Raw genomic sequence first — 18,037 nt, forward strand, 5'->3', positions numbered from 1 at the left:
TCAGACTTCCCGCGTCGCTTCGTCCAGATCGGTGTCCTGCAGCGCCATGCTGATCAGGGCTTCGGCGTCCATCGCGTCGATCGACTCCTCCTCCGGCACGGCCGTGGCCGTACCGGCGGCGGGGCCGGCGCCCGCGAGTTCGAGCAGGGCGTCCATGAGTCCCGCGTCCTGGAGCCGGGTGAGCGGGATCGACCCGAGCAGCCGGCGGACCGTCTCCTCGTCGGCCGCCGCCGCGCCGTCTCCGTCGGGCGCCACCTCCGCGACGATGTGCTCGGCGAGCACCCGCGCGGTGGGGTGGTCGAAGATCATCGTGGCGGGCAGCCGCAGCCCGGCGGCGGCGTTGAGGGTGTTGCGGAACTCGACGGCGCCCAGCGAGTCGAATCCCAGATCGCCGAAGGCCCGCTCCGGTTCGACAGCCTCGGGGCCCGCGTGACCGAGGACGGCCGCCGCGTGGGTACGGACGAGGTCGAGGACCACGTCGTACCGCTCGTCGGCGGGCAGCGCGGCCAGGCGCTGCCGCAGGGCGTCGCCCCCTCCGGTGTGTTCCGCCGACACGGCGCGCCGCGCGGTGCCTCGTACCAGTCCGCGCAGGATCGGCGGCACCTCGGCCGCGTTCAGCGTCCTGGTGTCGAGGCTCATCGGGACCAGTGACGGCGCGGCCAGCGTGCCCGCCACGTCGAGGAGTTCGAGGCCCTGCGCGGGTGAGAGTCCCACGAGGCCGGCGCGGTCGATCCGCTGGCGGTCGGCGTCGGCGAGGTCGCCGGCCATGCCGGCGTCGGTCTCCCACAGCCCCCAGGCCAGGGACTGGGCGGGCAGGCCGCTCGCACGGCGGTGCTCGGCCAGGGCGTCCAGGAACGCGTTGGCCGCCGCGTAGTTGCCCTGTCCGGGCGTGCCGATCACACCGGCCGCCGAGGAGAACAGGACGAACGCGCCCAGGTCCATGTCCCGTGTCAGCTCGTGCAGGTTCAGGGCGGCCAGCGCCTTGGGTGTCACGACCTTGTCCAGGCGTTCGGGGGTCAGCGACGCGATCAGGCCGTCGTCCAGGACACCCGCCGCGTGCACCACACCGGTCAGGGAGCGTCCGGCCAGCAGTGACGCCAGCGCCTCGCGGTCGGCGACGTCGCAGGCGACGACCTCGACCTCCGCGCCCAGCCCCGCCAGCTCCTTCATCAGCTCCGGCGCGCCGGGTGCCGCCAGGCCCCGGCGGCTGGTCAGCAGCAGCCGCCGTACACCGTGCCCGGTGACCAGGTGGCGCGCGACCAGTCCGCCCAGGGCGCCGGAGGCGCCCGTGATCAGTACCTCGTCGCCGAAGACCGACGACGGCTCGGACTCGGTGACCGAGGCGGCCCGCAGCCGGGGTACGTAGACCTTCCCGTTCCGGACGGCCACCTGGGGTTCGCCCGCCGCCAGCGCGAGGGCGATGTCCGCCTTCTCGTCGTCCCCGGCCACGTCGACCAGGACGAACCGGCCCGGGTCCTCGGACTGCGCGCTGCGCACCAGACCCCAGGCGGCGGCGCCGGCCAGGTCGGTCACGTCCTCGCCGGCGACGGAGACCGCGCCCCGTGTGACGACGGCGAGGGTCTCGGTCTCGGCCTGGACCGCCTTCAGCAGCGGGTGCAGCGTGGAGAGCACGTCGTCGCCCTCGGTCCGCCACACCTTCGTGTCGGCGGCGGCGCCCTCGCGTACGGCGACGGGCGTCCACTCGACCTGGAAGAGCGAGTCGACCCGCCTGAGCGATCCCGCGGCCATCGGACGCAGCGTCAGGGCGGCTATGGAGACGACCGGCTGCCCGGCGCCGTCCTCGGCGTGGATGGCCACCTGGTCCTGGCCGGAAGGTGTCATCCGGACGCGCAGCGCGGTCGCGCCGGAGGCGTGCAGTTCCACCCCCGCCCAGGAGAAGGGCAGGACGACGCGGTCGTCGTCGGACAGCAGCGGCACCGTGTGCAGGGCCGCGTCCAGGAGCGCCGGGTGGATTCCGAAGCGGTCGGCCGCGCCGGAGAGGACGACCTCGGCGTAGATCTCGTCCCCGCTGCGCCAGGCGGACTTGAGGCCCTGGAACGTCGGCCCGTACTCGATTCCGGCCTCCGCCAGGCTCTCGTACAGTCCCGCCAGTTCCACGGGCTTCGCCCCGGGCGGTGGCCACTGGGTCATCGCCGCGACCGGGTCGCCGGTGACCGGTGCCAGGGTGCCGGCGGCGTGCCGGGTCCAGGGCAGATGGAGTTCGTCGGCGGCGCGGGCGTACACCTCGACCGGCCGGCGGCCGGTTCCGTCGTCGACGCCGACCACGACCTGGACGGCGGTGGTGGTCTGTTCGGCGAGGACCAGCGGTGCCTCGATGGTCAGTTCCTCGATCCGGCCGCAGCCCGCCTCGTCGCCCGCGCGGACGGCGAGCTCGACGAAGCCGGTGCCGGGGAAGAGCAGGGTGCCGGCGACCGCGTGCTCGGAGAGCCAGGACTGCGAGCCGAGCGACAGGCGCCCGGTCAGTACGGTCCGGTCGGCCCCCGCGATCGCGACGGTCTGGTCCAGCAGCGGGTGGTCGGAGGCGTCGGCGCCGCGGCCCGACTCGATCCAGAAGGACTGTCGCTGGAAGGGGTAGGTCGGCAGGTCGACGCGGCGCGCGCCCCGGCCGTCGAACACGGCGTTCCAGTCGACCCGGACTCCGGCGGCGAACAGCCGGCCGACTCCGGTGAAGAGGGTTTCCACACCGGGGTGGTCGCGCCGCAGGGTGGCGGCGGCCGTCCCGTCGACGCTCTGCCGCACCATGGCGGTCAGGACGCTGTCGGGTCCGATCTCCAGGAACCGGGTGACACCCCGGCCCTCCAGCCCGCGTACGTCGTCGGCGAAGCGGACCGCCTCGCGCACATGCGCCACCCAGTGGTCCGCGGACGCCACGTCCTTGGTGAGCGGGATGACCGGCTCGTGGTAGGTGACGCTCTCGGCGACCTTGCGGAACTCCTGGAGCATCGGGTCCATCAGCGGCGAGTGGAAGGCGTGCGAGACCTTCAGCCGGGTCGACTTGCGGTCGGCGAACCGCTCGGCGATCGCGGTGACCGCCTCCTCGGCGCCGGAGACGACGACCGAGTCGGGGGTGTTGATCGCGGCGATGCTCACCCGTTCGTCGAGGAACGGCGTGACCTCCTCCTCGGTGGCCCGGATCGCCGTCATCGCCCCGCCGGAGGGGAGTTCCTGGATCAGCCGGCCCCGCGCGGTGATCAGCCGGGCGGCCTCAGCCAGGTCGAAGACCCCGGCGACGTGCGCCGCCGCGAGCTCCCCGATGGAGTGGCCGGTCATGAAGTCCGGCTTGATCCCCCACGACTCGACGAGCCGGAACAGGGCGACCTGGAGGGCGAAGATCGCGGGCTGGGTGAACTCGGTGCGGCCCAGGGCCTCCTCGTCGCCCCACATGACCTCGCGTACGGCCGGGTCGAGCTCCGCGCACACCTCGTCCAGCGCCGCCGCGAACACCGGGAACGTCTCGTACAGCTCCTTGCCCATCCCGGCCCACTGGCTGCCCTGTCCGGTGAACAGGAACGCGAGCCCGCCCTCGGAGACCGAGTCGATCACGGTCTCGGAGCCGATGCGCACCGCGCGGTGTTCCAGCGCGGCCCGGCCGGTCGCGGCCGAGTACGCCACGTCCAGCTCGTCCGCGTCGAGCGAGGTGATCCGGTCGAGCTGGGCCTCCAGCGCCGGCCGGGTCCGGGCCGACAGCACCAGCGGTACGACGGGCAGCTCCCGGCGCTCGACCGGCGCTTCCTCGACCGGGGCGGCCTCCTCGATGATGACGTGCGCGTTGGTGCCGCTGATCCCGAAGGACGACACGCCGGCGCGGCGCGGACGGCCGTCGTTCGGCCACTCCCTCGCCTCGGTGAGCAGCTGTACGTCGCCGGCCTCCCAGTCCACCTGGGGTGTCGGCGCGTCCACGTGCAGCGTCCGGGGAAGCTTGGCGTGGTGCATCGCCTGGACCATCTTGATGATGCCCGCGACACCCGCGGCGGCCTGTGCGTGACCGATGTTCGACTTGATCGAGCCCAGCCAGAGCGGCCGGTCCTCAGGGCGGCCCTGGCCGTAGGTGGCCAGCAGCGCCTGCGCCTCGATCGGGTCACCGAGGGTGGTGCCCGTGCCGTGCGCCTCGACGGTGTCCACATCGGCGCCCGCCAGGCCCGCGTTGGCCAGCGCCTGCTTGATCACCCGCTGCTGGGACGGGCCGTTGGGGGCGGTCAGACCGTTGCTGGCGCCGTCCTGGTTGGTCGCGGTACCGCGTACGAGGGCCAGCACCGGGTGGCCGTTGCGCCGGGCGTCCGACAGCCGCTCCACCAGGAGCATGCCGACGCCCTCACTCCAGCTGGCGCCGTCGGCGGCGGCGGCGAAGGACTTGCAGCGGCCGTCGGTCGCCAGGCCCTTCTGCTCGCTGAACTCGATGAAGTTGTCGGCGGCGGCCATCACGGTGACACCGCCGGCCAGGGCGAGCGTGCACTCGCCCGACCGCAGCGCCTGGGCCGCGAGGTGCAGGGCGACCAGGGAGGAGGAGCAGGCGGTGTCGACGGTCACCGCGGGGCCTTCGAGACCCAGGGTGTAGGAGACACGGCCGGAGGCGATGGCGCCGGTGCTGCTGTTGTGCGTGTAGTCGTGGTACATCATTCCGGCGAAGACGCCGGTGGGGCTGCCCTTCAGCGTGGTGGGGTCGATACCGGCGCGCTCCAGCGCCTCCCAGGACGCCTCGAGGAGAAGCCGCTGCTGCGGGTCCATGACCAGGGCCTCGTTCGGCGCGATCCCGAAGAAGCCGGGGTCGAACTCGGCGGCGTCGTAGAGGAATCCGCCCTTGTCGACGTAGCTGGTCCGGGGGCGTGTGGCCGTGGGGTCGTAGATCCGCTCCAGGTCCCAGCCGCGGTCGGTGGGGAAGTGCGAGATGGCGTCCGTGCCGCTGTCGACCAGCTGCCACAGGTCCTCGGGAGAGGTCACGCCTCCCGGGTAGCGGCAGGCCATGCCGACGATCGCGATCGGGTCGTCGTCCGCCGGGGTGGCGACGGAGGTGACACGGCTCTCCTGAACCGTTCCCGAGACCTCGTCCAGCAGATGGCGCGCGAGAACGGTCGGGTTCGGGTAGTCGAACACCAGCGTGACGGGAAGCCGCAGACCGGTCGACTCGCCCAGCCCGTTGCGCAGTTCCATCGCCGCCAGCGAGTCGACGCCCAGGTCGCGGAAGGCGCGCTCGGGGTCGACGGCGTGCGGTCCCGCGTAGCCGAGCGTGGTGGCGGCCTGCGCGCGGACGAGGTTGAGCAGCATGTCGAACCGCTGGTCGTCGGACATGCCCACGAGCCGCTCACGGAGCCCGTCCGCGTCGGCGCGGGTGCGGGCGGTGCCACGGGTGACGACCGGGACCAGACCGCGCAGCAGCTCCGGCACCGAACCACTCGCGCGGACGGCCGGGAGGTCGAGCTTCACGGGGACGAGCACGGCGGGTTCGTCGGCGGCCGTGGCCGCGTCGAAGAGTTCGAGACCCTCGCCGTGGGACAGCGAGAGGATGCCGCCGCGCTCCATCCGGGACTTGTCGGTGTCCGTCAGGTCACCGGCCATGCCGGTGCTGCTCTGCCACACGCCCCAGGCCAGGGACTGGGCCGGCAGGCCCTGGGCACGGCGGCGCTCGGCGAGGGCGTCCAGGAACGCGTTGGCGGCGGCGTAGTTGCCCTGTCCCGGCGAGCCGACCACACCGGCCGCCGAGGAGAACAGGACGAAGGCCCTCAGGTCCATGTCCCGGGTCAGCTCGTCCAGATACCGGGCCGCGTCCACCTTCGGACGCATCACCCGGTCCACCCGCTCGGGTGTCAGCGAAGCGATCACACCGTCGTCCAGGACACCCGCCGCGTGCACCACACCGGTGAGCGAACGCCCGGCGAGCAGCGCGGCCAGCGCCTCGCGGTCGCCGACGTCGCAGGCGGCGACCTCGACCTCGGCGCCCAGCCCGGTCAGCTCCTCCACCAGTTCGGCCGCGCCGGGCGACTCCGCGCCCCGGCGGCCGGTCAGCAGCAGCCGTGACACGCCGTACTCGGTGACGAGGTGCCGGGCCATCAGGGCGCCCAGGACTCCCACGCCACCGGTGATCAGGACCTCGTCGCCGAACGCGGAGACCGGCTCCGGCGCGGCCTCGTCCTCGGTCTGCGGCGCCGCGCTCACCCGGGCCAGCCGGGGGGCGTGGGCGACGCCGTCGCGCACGACCACGCGGGGCTCACCGGTCGACAGCGCCAGGGAGAGCTCGGCGTTGTCCGCCCCACGCGCGCCGTCGGAAGCGCCGTCCAGGTCGATCAGGAAGAACCGGTCGGGGTCCTCGGTCTGGGCGGTGCGCACCAGACCCCAGACCGCGGCCGCGGCCAGGTCGTCGACATCGCCGCCGTCGACCGAGACCGCGCCGCGCGTGATCACCACCAGCCGGGAACCGGCGGACTGGAGTGCCTCCAGCGTCAGGTTCACCGCGTCGCGTACGTCGGCTCCGCCGGGCACACGGAACACCTCGGCGTCCGTGGGCGGCTGCGTGCCGGGAGAGACGGTGCCCGCGGGGACCGGGGTCAGGGCGACGTGGTAGAGCGATTCCGTACGGGGCTTGGTCGCCACGTCCGTGAGGGGCCGCAGCACCAGGGAGTCGACCGTCGCGACGGGCTGACCGGTCGCGTCGGCGATCGTCAGGGTCGCGACACCGTCCTGTACGGGGGTGACGCGCACCCGCAGCGCGCCGGCGCCGGAGGCGTGCAGTTCCACTCCCGACCAGGCGAACGGCAGCATCGCCGTGTCGCCGCTCCCGGCCGGGGAGAGCCCGATGGCGTGCAGGCCCGCGTCGAAGAGCGCCGGGTGCAGACCGAAAGCCTCACCCGCGGCGTTCTCCGGCAGGGCGATCTCGGCGAAGACCTCGTCGCCGGACTTCCAGGCCGCCCTCAGGCCCCGGAAGGTCGGCCCGTATCCCAGACCCATGTCGACCAACTCCTCGTAGAGGGTGTCGACATCGAGGTCGAGCGGCTCGGCCCCGGGCGGCGGCCACGCCGTCAGTTCGTCCCCGCCGGCCGAGGTGCCCGGAGCCAGAAGGCCGTTGGCGTGCCGGTTCCAGGGAAGGTCGGTCGCGTCCTGGTCACGGGAGTAGACCTGGACCTCGCGGCGGCCCGATTCGGCCGCCGCCCCGACGACGACCTGTACGGAGACCCCGCCGCGCTCGGCGAGGACCAGCGGCGCCTCGATCGTCAGCTCCTCGATCCGGCCGCAGCCGACCTCGTCGCCGGCCCGGATGACCAGCTCCACGAATCCGGTGCCGGGGAAGAGGATGGAGCCGTCGATGACATGGTCGGTCAGCCAGGGCAGGGTGCCGGTGGACAGCCGTCCGGTGAGGACGACCTCCTCCGAGCCCGCGAGCATGACCATCGCCCCGAGCAGCGGGTGGCCCAGGGAGCCGAGGCCCATCGAGGCCGCGTCGGCGTGCGCCGCCTCGTCGTTCAGCCAGAAGCGCCGGTGCTGGAAGGCGTACGTCGGCAGGTTCGCCTGCCCGGCGCCCGTTCCCGCGTACACCTTCTCCCAGTCGACGGCCACCCCGTGGGTGTGGGCCTGGGCCAGAACGGACAGGAAACGGTCCAGCCCGCCGTCGTTGCGCCGCAGCGTGCCGATCGTGGTCTGTTCCATGCTCGGCGCGAGCACCGGGTGCGGGCTGGCCTCGATGAACACGCCGACGCCCTGCTCGGTGAGCCGGCGGATGGTCTGGTCGAACTCGACGGTCTGCCGCAGGTTGCGGTACCAGTAGCCGGCGTCGAGACCGGTGGTGTCCAGCAGTCCGCCGGTCACGGTGGAGTAGAAGGGGATCTGAGCGGCGCGGGGCTCGATGGGCGCGAGGACTTCGAGCAGTTCCTGCTCGATGCGCTCCACCTGTGCCGAGTGCGAGGCGTAGTCCACCTGGATCCGGCGGGCGCGCGTGCCGTCGGCCTCGCAGAGGGCGATCAGCTCGTCCAGCGCCTCGACCTCGCCCGAGACCACCGTGGCGGTGCCGCCGTTGACCACCGCGATACCGGTGCGGGTGCCCCAGCGCTCGATCAGCCGCTCGGTCTCCTCCCGGGGAAGCGCGACCGACACCATGCCGCCCTGGCCGGAGAGGGCCAGCAGCGCCTTGCTGCGCAGCGCCACCACCCGGGCGCCGTCCTCCAGCGACAGCGCCCCGGCGACGCTCGCAGCGGCGATCTCGCCCTGGGAGTGGCCCACCACACCGATGGGCTCGACCCCGTAGTGGCGCCACAGGCCCGCGAGCGACACCATCACCGCCCACAGGACGGGCTGCACCACGTCGACACGTTCCAGCAGGGCCTCGTCGCCGAGCGCCTCGGTCAACGACCAGTCGACGAAGGGCGCGAGGGCCTCCTCGCACGCGGCCATCCGCTCGGTGAAGACGGGCGACGACGCCATCAGCTCCGTCGCCATGCCCACCCACTGGGAGCCCTGTCCCGGGAACACCATGACCGCGCCCGCGCCGGGCCTGGCCGATGTCACCGGCGCCTCTCCCTGGACGAGGGCGGCGAGACCCTGGGCGAATCCCTCTTCGTCGGGGGCGAGCACGGCGGCCCGGTAGTCGTAGGCCGCGCGCTGCGTCGCCAGCGACCAACCGACGTCCAGCGGACGTGTGGTGGCCACCGAGTCCTGGAGCCGCTCCGCGTACGCGCGAACGGCGGCCTCGGTCTTCCCTGAGATCAGCCAGGGCACCGTGGGCAGTTCCCGGCGCTCCTGCGGCTCGGGAGCCTCGGGCGACTCCTCGGCCGGTACGGCCCCGGCCCGGGGGGCCTCCTCCAGGACGATGTGGGCGTTGGTGCCGCTGGCGCCGAACGACGACACGGCGGCGCGCCGGGGGCCTTCGCCCGCCGGCCAGTCGCGGGCCTCGGTGAGCAGCCGTACGTTCCCGGCCGTCCAGTCCACCTGCGGCGACGGTTCGTCCACGTGCAGCGTCCGCGGCATCGAGCCGTTGCGCAGCGCCTGGACCATCTTGATGATGCCCGCGACACCGGCGGCGGCCTGCGTGTGCCCGATGTTGGACTTGACCGACCCCAGCCAGAGCGGGCGGTCCTCGGGGCGTTCCTGCCCGTAGGTGGCGAGCAGGGCCTGCGCCTCGATCGGGTCACCCAGGGTCGTACCGGTGCCGTGCGCCTCCACGACGTCCACATCCGCGGGCGACAGGCTCGCGTTGGCCAGCGCCTGCTGGATCACCCGGCGCTGCGAGGGGCCGTTCGGAGCGGTGATGCCGTTGCTGGCGCCGTCCTGGTTGACGGCGCTGCCGCGGATGACCGCCAGAATCGGGTGGCCGTTGCGGCGGGCGTCCGACAGCCGCTCCACGACCAGCATGCCGACACCCTCACCCCACCCGGTGCCGTCGGCCGCCGACGCGAACGCCTTGCAGCGGCCGTCCGTCGACAGACCCCGCTGGCGGCTGAACTCCACGAAGGTGACCGGCGACGACATGATCGTCACACCGCCGGCGAGGGCGAGGGTGCACTCCCCGCTGCGCAGGGCCTTGACCGCCATGTCGAGTGCGACCAGCGAGGACGAGCACGCGGTGTCGATCGTCACCGCCGGACCCTCGAGACCGAGCGTGTACGCCACCCGGCCGGAGACCAGCGCACCGGTCACACTGCTGCTCGGGTAGTCGTGGTAGACGAGCCCGGCGAAGACACCGGTGGCGCTGCCCTTGAGCGACGGCGGGTCGATGCCGACCCGCTCCACCGCCTCCCAGGAGGTCTCCAGCAGCAGCCGCTGCTGGGGGTCCATCGCCATGGCCTCGAGCGGGCTGATGCCGAAGAACTCCGGATCGAAGTCACCGGCGCCCTCCAGGAAGCTGCCCTTGTTGACGTAGCTGGTGTTCTCGCCCGTCCCGTCCGGGTCGTACAGCGAGTCCAGGTTCCAGCCCCGGTCGGTGGGGAACTCGCCCACCGTCTCGAGGCCTTGGGCAACAAGGTCCCAGAGTCCTTCCGGTGAGGACGCACCGCCGGGGAAACGGCATGCCATTCCCACGATCGCGATCGGCTCCCGCTCCCGATCCTCCACCTCACGCAGACGGCGCCGAGTCTGCTGCAACTCACCGGTGGCAAGCCGCAGATACTCGCGAAGCCGGTCGTCGTTGGAGTCCTTCGACATCGTCATCAACCAATCCGTGAAAAGTTCACAAAGCAGAGGCGGGAGCCGTCAGGACAGTCCCAGTTCCTTGTTCAGCACCGCGAACAACTCGTCATCGGATTCGGCCACCAGGCCGCCGACAGGCTCGTCCGCCACACCGGTCCCGGCGTCCCGTGCCCGCCGCGACATGGCCTCCAGCCGGGCCGTGATCTTGGCATGGGCTTCGCGGTTCTCCGATGCCAGTTCGGTCAGAACGCCTTCCAGCCGATTCAGCTCGGCCAGCAGCACAGCCGCCCCGTCGGCCTCCTCCGGACGCAGCCCCTCGTGCACGAGCTCGGCGATGGCGAGGGGGGTCGGGTAGTCGAAGGCCAGGGTCGGGGGCAGCGAGAGCCCCGTCTCGGTGTTGAGCGCGTTGCGCAGTTCCACCGCGCCCAGCGAGGTGAGGCCGAGTTCGTTGAACGCGCGGTCCGGGGGCACCTCGTCGGCGCCGCCGTGCCCGAGCACCTGGGCGACATGGCCCCGTACCAGATCGAGAAGGAACTTCTCGCGTTCGGCCACGGTCAGACCGGCGAGCCGGTCCCACGAGACCCGGCCGACGGGCGCCCGACGGGCCGTGGCGCGTACGAGTCCGCCGAAGATCGCGGGCAGTTGGCCCGTCTCGGCGAGGGAGCGCATCACCGCGAGGTCGAACCTGACCGGCAGTGTCATCGGCGGCCGTCCGGGCAGGGTCGCGGCGTCCATCAGCGCCAGACCCTCCTCCGGGGAGAGCGGCGGCATTCCCGAGCGCCTGAGGCGCGCCAGTTCGGCGTCGTCCAGCCGGTCGGCCATGCCCCCGACCTCGGTCCAGGGTCCCCAGCCGAGGGTGAGACCGGGCAGGCCCTTGGCGGAGCGGTGCCGGGCGAGTGCGTCCAGCCAGGCGTTGGCGGCGGCGTAGTTGCCCTGCCCGGCGCCGCCGAGCGTGCCGGCGACGGACGAGAAGATCACGAACGACGAGAGGTCGTGGTCCAGGGTGAGTTCGTGCAGGTACCAGGCCGCGTCGACCTTCGGCCGCATGACCGTGTCAAGCCGCTCGGGCGTCAGCGCGCCCATGAGCCCGTCGTCCAGCACACCGGCGGAGTGCACGACGCCGGTCAGGGGCCGTTCGGCCAACAGGGCGGCCAGGGCGTCCCGGTCGGTCACGTCGCAGGTGACGACCTCCACCTCGGTGCCGGACCCGGTCAGCTCCGCGACCAGTTCGGCGGCGCCCGGGGTGTCCATGCCCCGGCGGCTGGTGAGCAGCAGGCTCTTGGCGCCGTGGTGCGCGGCGAGGTGCCGGGCGGCGAGGGCGCCGAGGCCGTTCAGACCGCCGGTGATCAGGATCGTGCCGTGCGTGCCCCACGACTGGACCCGCTCTTCGACGGCGGGGACGCGGGCCAGCCTCGGTATCAGGATCTCGCCGTTCCGCACGGCGATCTCGGGCTCGTCGAGCCGTAGCACCTCGTCGGGCAGTTCGCCGTCGGCGTCGAGGTCGACCAGGACGAACCTGCCCGGGTGCTCCGACTCCGCGGAACGCACCAGGCCCCACACCGCCGCGTGCCCGAGGTCGCTGCCGTCGGTCGCACCCCGGGTGACGACCACGAGCCTTGCGGAGGCGGCCTGTTCGTCGTTCAGCCACTCCTGGACGACGGGGAGTACCTGGTGGGTGATCTCCCGGAAGCCCTCCGGCTCGGACCGCTTGAGCGGCGGGCACACGTAGACCACATGACCGCCGTTCTCCGACGCGGCGGGTGCCGGTGCGGCGACCCACTCGACGTGGAAGAGCGACTCACGGCCGCCGGTGTGCGCCCGTACCTCGTCCGTGGTGATCGCGCGCGTCTCGGCCGACTCGACGGACAGGACGGGCCGGCCCTCGTGGTCGACGCTCACCGAGGCTCCGCGCCACACGTGGGCGAGCGTCGGCTCGCTGTCGGGGCCGAGTCCGGCGGCGACGGCGGCGGCTTCGAGCAGGGTGGCGTACGTCTCCTCGTCGCGGGTCCAGGAGGACTCGGCGCCCTCGGAGGTCAGGACGCCGGTGGCGTGCTTCACCCAGGCCGCCCGGTCGTCGCGGCGCGCGTACACGCTGAGCGCGCCCGCCTCGTCGACCATGGCGCGCAGCGTCATGTCGTCCTCGGTGCCGGCCATGACCAGCGGCGCGTGGAGTTCGAGCTCCTCGACCCGGCCGCGACCGGTCTGCTCGGCGGCGGTGAGCGCCAGCTCCAGGAACGCCTCGCCGGGGACGACCACCGCGCCGAAGGCGTCGTGGTCGGCGAGCCAGGGGTGGGTGTCGAGGGAGAGGCGGCCGGTGAACACCACACCGCCGGTGTCCGGCAGCGCGATGCCCGAGGTGAGGACGGGGTGCTCGACGGCCTCGGAGCCCGCCGCGGAGTTGGACTGCTCGATGAGCCAGTAACGCTTGCGCTGGAAGGGATACGTCGGCAGATCCACGCGTCGGGCGCCACGGCCGTCGAACACCGTGTCCCAGTCGACCGTCACACCGGCGGCGAAGAGACGGCCCACACCCGCGAACAGCGCCTCGACCTCGGGACGGTCACGGCGCAGCGTCGCCGCCAGCGTTCCCTCGGCGCTCTGTCCTGCCATCGCGGTCAGGACACCGTCGGGCCCGATCTCCAGGAACCGGGTCACGCCCTCGTCCTGCAGCACCCGCACATCGTCGGCGAACCGCACCGCACCGCGAACGTGAGCGACCCAGTAGTCCGCGGACGAGACGTCCTTGGTCATCCGGATGGCGGGCTCGGCGTACGTGATGCTCTCGGCGACCTTGCGGAAGTCGTCCAGCATCGGGTCCATCAACGGCGAGTGGAACGCGTGCGAGACCGTCAGCCGGCTCCGCTTACGGTCCGTGAACCGCTCCGCGACCGCCGTGACCTCCGCCTCGACACCCGAAATCACCACCGAAGAAGGGCTGTTCACCGCAGCGACACCCACACCCCCGGTCAGGAAAGGCGTGACCTCCTCCTCGGTGGCCTGAATCGCGATCATCGCCCCACCCGCCGGGAGCGCCTGCATCAACCGCCCACGCGCCGAGATCAAACGGCCCGCGTCCTCCAGACCGAACACCCCCGCCACATGCGCCGCCGCCAGCTCACCGATCGAATGACCCACCAGGAAGTCGGGCCTGATCCCCCACGACTCCACCAGCCGGAACAAAGCGACTTCGAGAGCGAAGATCGCCGGCTGCGTGAACTCCGTACGGCTCAGAGCCTCTTCGTCCTCGCCCCACATGACCTCACGCACCGCGGGGTCAAGAACCGCACACACCTCGTCGAACGCCGTGGCAAAGACCGGGAACGTCTCGTACAGCTCACGCCCCATACCCAGACGCTGACTCCCCTGCCCCGTGAACAGGAACGCCACCTTGCCCTCGGTGACCGCGCCGGTCACGGTCTCCGAGCCGACCAGCACCGCCCGGTGCTCCAGGACAACACGCCCTGTCGCGGCGGAGTACGCCACATCAAGTGCGTCCCCCTCCGCCACCCGGGCACCGAAGAGCCCGATCTGCGCCTCCAGAGCCGCCGGCGTCTTCGCCGACACCACCACCGGCGCCACCGGCAACTCCCGCCGCTCCACCGCCTCTTCCTCGACCGGAACGGCTTCCTCGACGATCACGTGCGCGTTCGTACCGCTGAGCCCGAACGACGAGATCCCGGCGCGGCGCGGGCGGCCGACGTCCGGCCAGTCACGTGCCTCGGTCAGCAGCCGTACGTCCCCGGCCTCCCAGTCCACCTGACCGGTCGGCTCCTCCACGTGCAGCGTCTGCGGCAGACGTCCATGACGTATCGCCTGGACCATCTTGATGATCCCCGCCACACCGGCAGCAGCCTGCGTGTGGCCGATGTTCGACTTGATCGACCCCAGCCACAACGGGCGGCCCTCGGGGCGCCCCTGGCCGTACGTCTCCAGCAACGCCTGGGCCTCGATCGGGTCACCCAGGGTGGTGCCGGTGCCGTGCGCCTCGACCACGTCGACGTCCGCGGTCGACAGACCGGCCTTCGCCAGGGCCTGCTTGATCACGCGCCGCTGCGACGGGCCGTTCGGCGCCGTCAGACCGTTGCTGGCACCGTCCTGGTTCAGCGCGCTGCCCCGCACCACGGCCAGCACCGGGTGCCCGAGGCGGCGCGCCTCCGACAGCCGCTCCAGCAGGAGGACTCCGACGCCTTCGGAGCAGCTCATGCCGTTGGCGGCGGAGCTGAACGACTTGCAGCGGCCGTCGATCGACAGTCCGCGCTGCTCGCTGAAGTAGAGGAACATCTCGGGGGTGGACATGACCGTCACACCGCCCGCGAGGGCGAGCGAGCACTCGCCGGAACGCAGCGACTGGATCGCCATGTGCAGCGCGACCAGCGACGACGAGCAGGCCGTGTCCATGGTCACGGCGGGGCCGACGAGACCCAGTGTGTAGGCCACCCGGCCCGACACGATGCTGCCGCCGCTGCTGCCGCCGGCGTAGTCGTGGTACATCACACCGGCGAAGACCCCGGTCGGGCTGCCCTTGAGCGTCGTCGGGTCGATCCCCGCGCGCTCCAGCACCTCCCAGGACGTCTCCAGCAGCAGCCGCTGCTGCGGGTCGGTCTCCAGCGCCTCACGCGGGCTGATACCGAAGAACTCGGCATCGAACTCGGGGGCGTCGTGCAGGAAACCGCCCTCGCGGGACGCCGTCTTTCCGGGCTTGCCGACTTCGGGGTCGTAGATGTTCTCCACGCCCCAGCCGCGGTCGTCCGGAAACTCCGATATCGCGTCGACACCCTCGTCGACGAGACGCCACAACCCCTCGGGTGAGTTCACTCCACCCGGGTACCGGCACGCCATCGAAACAATGGCGATCGGTTCCTGATCACGCTGCTCAAGCTCGGCGACGCGTCTGCGGGCTGTGCGCAGATCCGTGGTCGCGCGCTTGAGGTAGTCAAGAAGCTTCTCCTGGTTGCTCACCAAAGCCACCCCGGGTCGAAAGGGCGTCGACACTCACGACGCGCGCTTGCCGGGAACGTTACGCAGGGTGAAAAGACCCCCCAACCCCTGATCGCCCCTAACGTGCCCCGACCCCTTCGCCCGGCGCGACCTTCGGTTTCCCGCCCTGGCCGTCCGGGCAACCGTGCGGCCCACAGCGACCATGCCCAGGAGCGGTGGCCTCACGCCTCCCGGATGTCACAGGAGGGCGGATCGGGTGTCGTCGAAGCGCTCCGGATATGGACGACCGTGGACACCCGGCACAAGCTCAGGGACGCCCCCGAGTGCGGATGCGATGATTCCGCTTCTCTTCCGCCGTCGGGCGGTGCACCACGGCGCGGTACGGGCCGGCCCGACGGTGCCGAAGGGGGAAACGGCCGTCGGAGGGGCCGCCAACGGCCGCGTACAGCACCGCGCCGAGCGCCTCGGCCGGGCGTCGGCGCGGTGATCGCGTCGGGGGTCGCGCTGTCACGCGCGGTACGGGGTCCCCTCCGCGTACGGGTCGGGTGCGCCGCCATGAGCGGCACACCGGCACCGGAGTGCGTTCAGACGGCACGGATCAGTGCCGCCACTCCCTGTCCCGGCCGGCCGTCCAGGCGGTCGGCGGCGTGTAACGTACCTCGCGCCAGGCGGACTTGCGCCGCTGGCGGGCCGCGGAGTCCGCGACGACCTGCTCCTTCGTACCGGTCAGGGTGGTCAGCACCGCCAGCAGCGCGGCCAGTTCCATCTCCCCCGGCGCACCCCTGACGACGCGCACAAGATGCTCGGCGGGTGTCACGGCGACGGGTTCCCGTGTTTCCGGGCCGGCCACGTTCTCACGGTGCATCGTTTCCCTCCGGTACTCCTCGAACAGCTCCGTCCGTGCCTTTTCCGTGCCTTTTTCCGTGCTTTCTCCGACGTCGCCCGCCGCGGCTGCCCCGGTGCACGGGGCGAGCCGGTTCTCGGCTACCGTCATCACTTCATTGAAAGGTCCCCCCGCCCGCGCTTCCAGGGAGCCGACCCCCTAATTCCCCACCCGCTCCCCCTATTCCAATGGTGATCGGGAACCGTCCCCGCGCGAGGGCGTCACCATTTCGGACAGGGCGACGCCGTCAAGCGGGTAAGGTCCGATAGGGGCCGTAAGGGGTCGCCACACGTCGGGACGCACGTGAACGCTGAACGCGCAGCCTGACGCAGAGGCTGCAGCCGGACCGAGCCAAGGAACTTGACTGATGGCCGCCATATCCAGCAACAACACCTCGAATTGGATTCGGGAATTTCATCCGGGAGACCTTTCGTCGCCCCGGTTGATCTGCTTCCCCCACGCCGGCGGTGCGGCGAGCTACTACTTCCCCGTCTCGCGGGCGCTGGCCGGCAAGGTGGAGGTCCTCGCCATCCAGTACCCGGGGCGCCAGGACCGTTACGCGGAACCGGCCATCGGCAACGTTGAGAAGCTGGCCGCCGCCGTCTTCCGCGAGCTTCCGACGGAGGGGCTCGACCGCACATGGCTCTTCGGGCACAGCATGGGGGCCGCCGTCGCCTTCGAGGTGGCCCGGCTGATGGAGCGGGAGCTGGACCGGTCCCCGCTCGGGATCATCCTGTCCGGCCGGCGCGCCCCGTCCCGGTACCGTGAGGAGACCCTCCACCGGCAGGGCGACGCGGCGATCATCGCCAACGTCCAGTCCCTCAGCGGCACCGACTCCGCCGTCTTCGACGATCCCGACACGCACCGCCTGATCATGCCGGCCCTGCGGGCCGACTACCGCGCCATCGAGACCTACCGGCCGGCCGGCGTCCCGCAGGTCACCTGTCCGGTCCATGTCTTCGTCGGCGACGCCGACCCGTTGAGCACGCTGGACGAGGCCGGCAGCTGGCGCGACCACACCACGGGCGAGTTCACCATGCGCGTCTTCCAGGGCGACCACTTCTATCTGACGGCGCGCCCCACCGAGGTCATCTCGGCGATCTCCCAGCTGATGGTGCCCGTCCCGCCGCGCGTCTGACCGCCCCGCCGCTGCCGCCCGGCGGCGGTGCGCTCGGAGCCGAACCGGTCACGACCCCCGCCCACGGATCGACTGGACTCTCGCCTGTGTGTTGTGATCAGGCGGACACCGACGCAGCCGGTCCGGCAGAGTGGGAGAAACGCCGTGTTCTACTACGTACTGAAGTACGTGCTGTTGGGCCCCCTGCTGCGCCTGCTCTTCCGGCCGCGGATCGAGGGGCTGGAGAACATACCGGCGGAGGGTGCCGCGATCCTCGCGGGCAACCATCTCTCCTTCTCCGACCACTTCCTGATGCCCGCGATCATCCGGCGGCGGATCACGTTTCTCGCGAAGGCCGAGTACTTCACCGGACCCGGTGTCAAGGGACGTCTCACCGCCTCGTTCTTCCGCGGCGTCGGGCAGATCCCGGTCGACCGGTCCGGCAAGGAGGCCGGCCAGGCGGCGATCCGGGAAGGGCTGGGGGTACTCCGCAAGGGCGAGTTGCTGGGGATCTACCCGGAGGGCACCCGCTCGCACGACGGACGCCTCTACAAGGGCAAGGTCGGTGTCGCGGTGATGGCCATCAAGGGGCAGGTCCCGGTGGTGCCGTGCGCGATGGTCGGCACGTTCGAGATCCAGCCGCCCGGTCAGAAGATCCCCAGCATCAAGCGGGTCACGATCCGCTTCGGTGAGCCGCTGGACTTCTCGCGCTACGAGGGCCTGGAGAACCAGAAGGCCGCGGTCCGCGCGGTCACGGACGAGATCATGTACGCGATCCTCGGGCTGTCCGGGCAGGAGTACGTGGACCGGTACGCCGCCGACGTGAAGGCGGAGGAGGCGCAGCGGGCGCCGGCGAAGAAGTTCCCGCGCCTGCGCCGCTGAGGACCCGGGCGGTCCTGCGTGTGAGAGGGGGGGGGCGGCCGTGATGGGCCGCGCCCCCCACCCCCCCCCCGCGCATGCCGAGCCGGACG

Annotated in this window: 4 protein-coding genes and 1 pseudogene; 2 read left to right on the plus strand and 3 right to left on the minus strand. The window is 71.9% G+C overall.

Annotation, left to right across the window (positions count from 1 at the left end; all coding sequences use genetic code 11):
• The 3 genes and pseudogenes from ACFWU9_RS26420 to ACFWU9_RS26430 all read right to left on the minus strand — a co-directional run bounded on the left by ACFWU9_RS26420 (position 1) and on the right by ACFWU9_RS26430 (position 16,060).
• On the minus strand, positions 1-10,152 hold the full coding sequence (locus ACFWU9_RS26420; protein ID WP_384322603.1) for an SDR family NAD(P)-dependent oxidoreductase: 10,152 nt from the start codon (positions 10,150-10,152) through the stop codon (positions 1-3).
• A 39-nt stretch (positions 10,153-10,191) separates the two neighbouring features.
• Positions 10,192-15,087: pseudogene (locus ACFWU9_RS26425) on the minus strand (SDR family NAD(P)-dependent oxidoreductase); the annotation flags it as partial.
• Between the two features lie 577 nt (positions 15,088-15,664).
• Positions 15,665-16,060 carry an acyl-CoA carboxylase subunit epsilon gene (locus tag ACFWU9_RS26430; protein ID WP_384322605.1) on the minus strand — a complete coding sequence of 132 codons (396 nt, stop codon included), beginning with the start codon at positions 16,058-16,060 and terminating at the stop codon, positions 15,665-15,667.
• A gap of 331 nt (positions 16,061-16,391) precedes the next feature.
• On the opposite strand from ACFWU9_RS26430, the gene ACFWU9_RS26435 reads away from it, so the two are divergent.
• The gene (locus ACFWU9_RS26435; protein ID WP_384322608.1) at positions 16,392-17,087 is read left to right on the plus strand and encodes a thioesterase II family protein; all 696 of its coding nucleotides are present in this window, start codon (positions 16,392-16,394) and stop codon (positions 17,085-17,087) included.
• A 144-nt stretch (positions 17,088-17,231) separates the two neighbouring features.
• On the plus strand, positions 17,232-17,948 hold the full coding sequence (locus ACFWU9_RS26440) for a lysophospholipid acyltransferase family protein (RefSeq protein ID WP_384322609.1): 717 nt from the start codon (positions 17,232-17,234) through the stop codon (positions 17,946-17,948).
• Positions 17,949-18,037: the final 89 nt, after the last annotated feature.

It is taken from the genome of Streptomyces sp. NPDC058653, assembly GCF_042716895.1.
Lineage (GTDB): Bacteria > Actinomycetota > Actinomycetes > Streptomycetales > Streptomycetaceae > Streptomyces.

Excerpts from the sequence above, each read along its gene's own strand:
- ACFWU9_RS26430 (WP_384322605.1), bottom strand. The coding sequence starts at position 16,060 with ATGACGGTAGCCGAGAACCGGCTCGCCCCGTGCACCGGGGCAGCCGCG.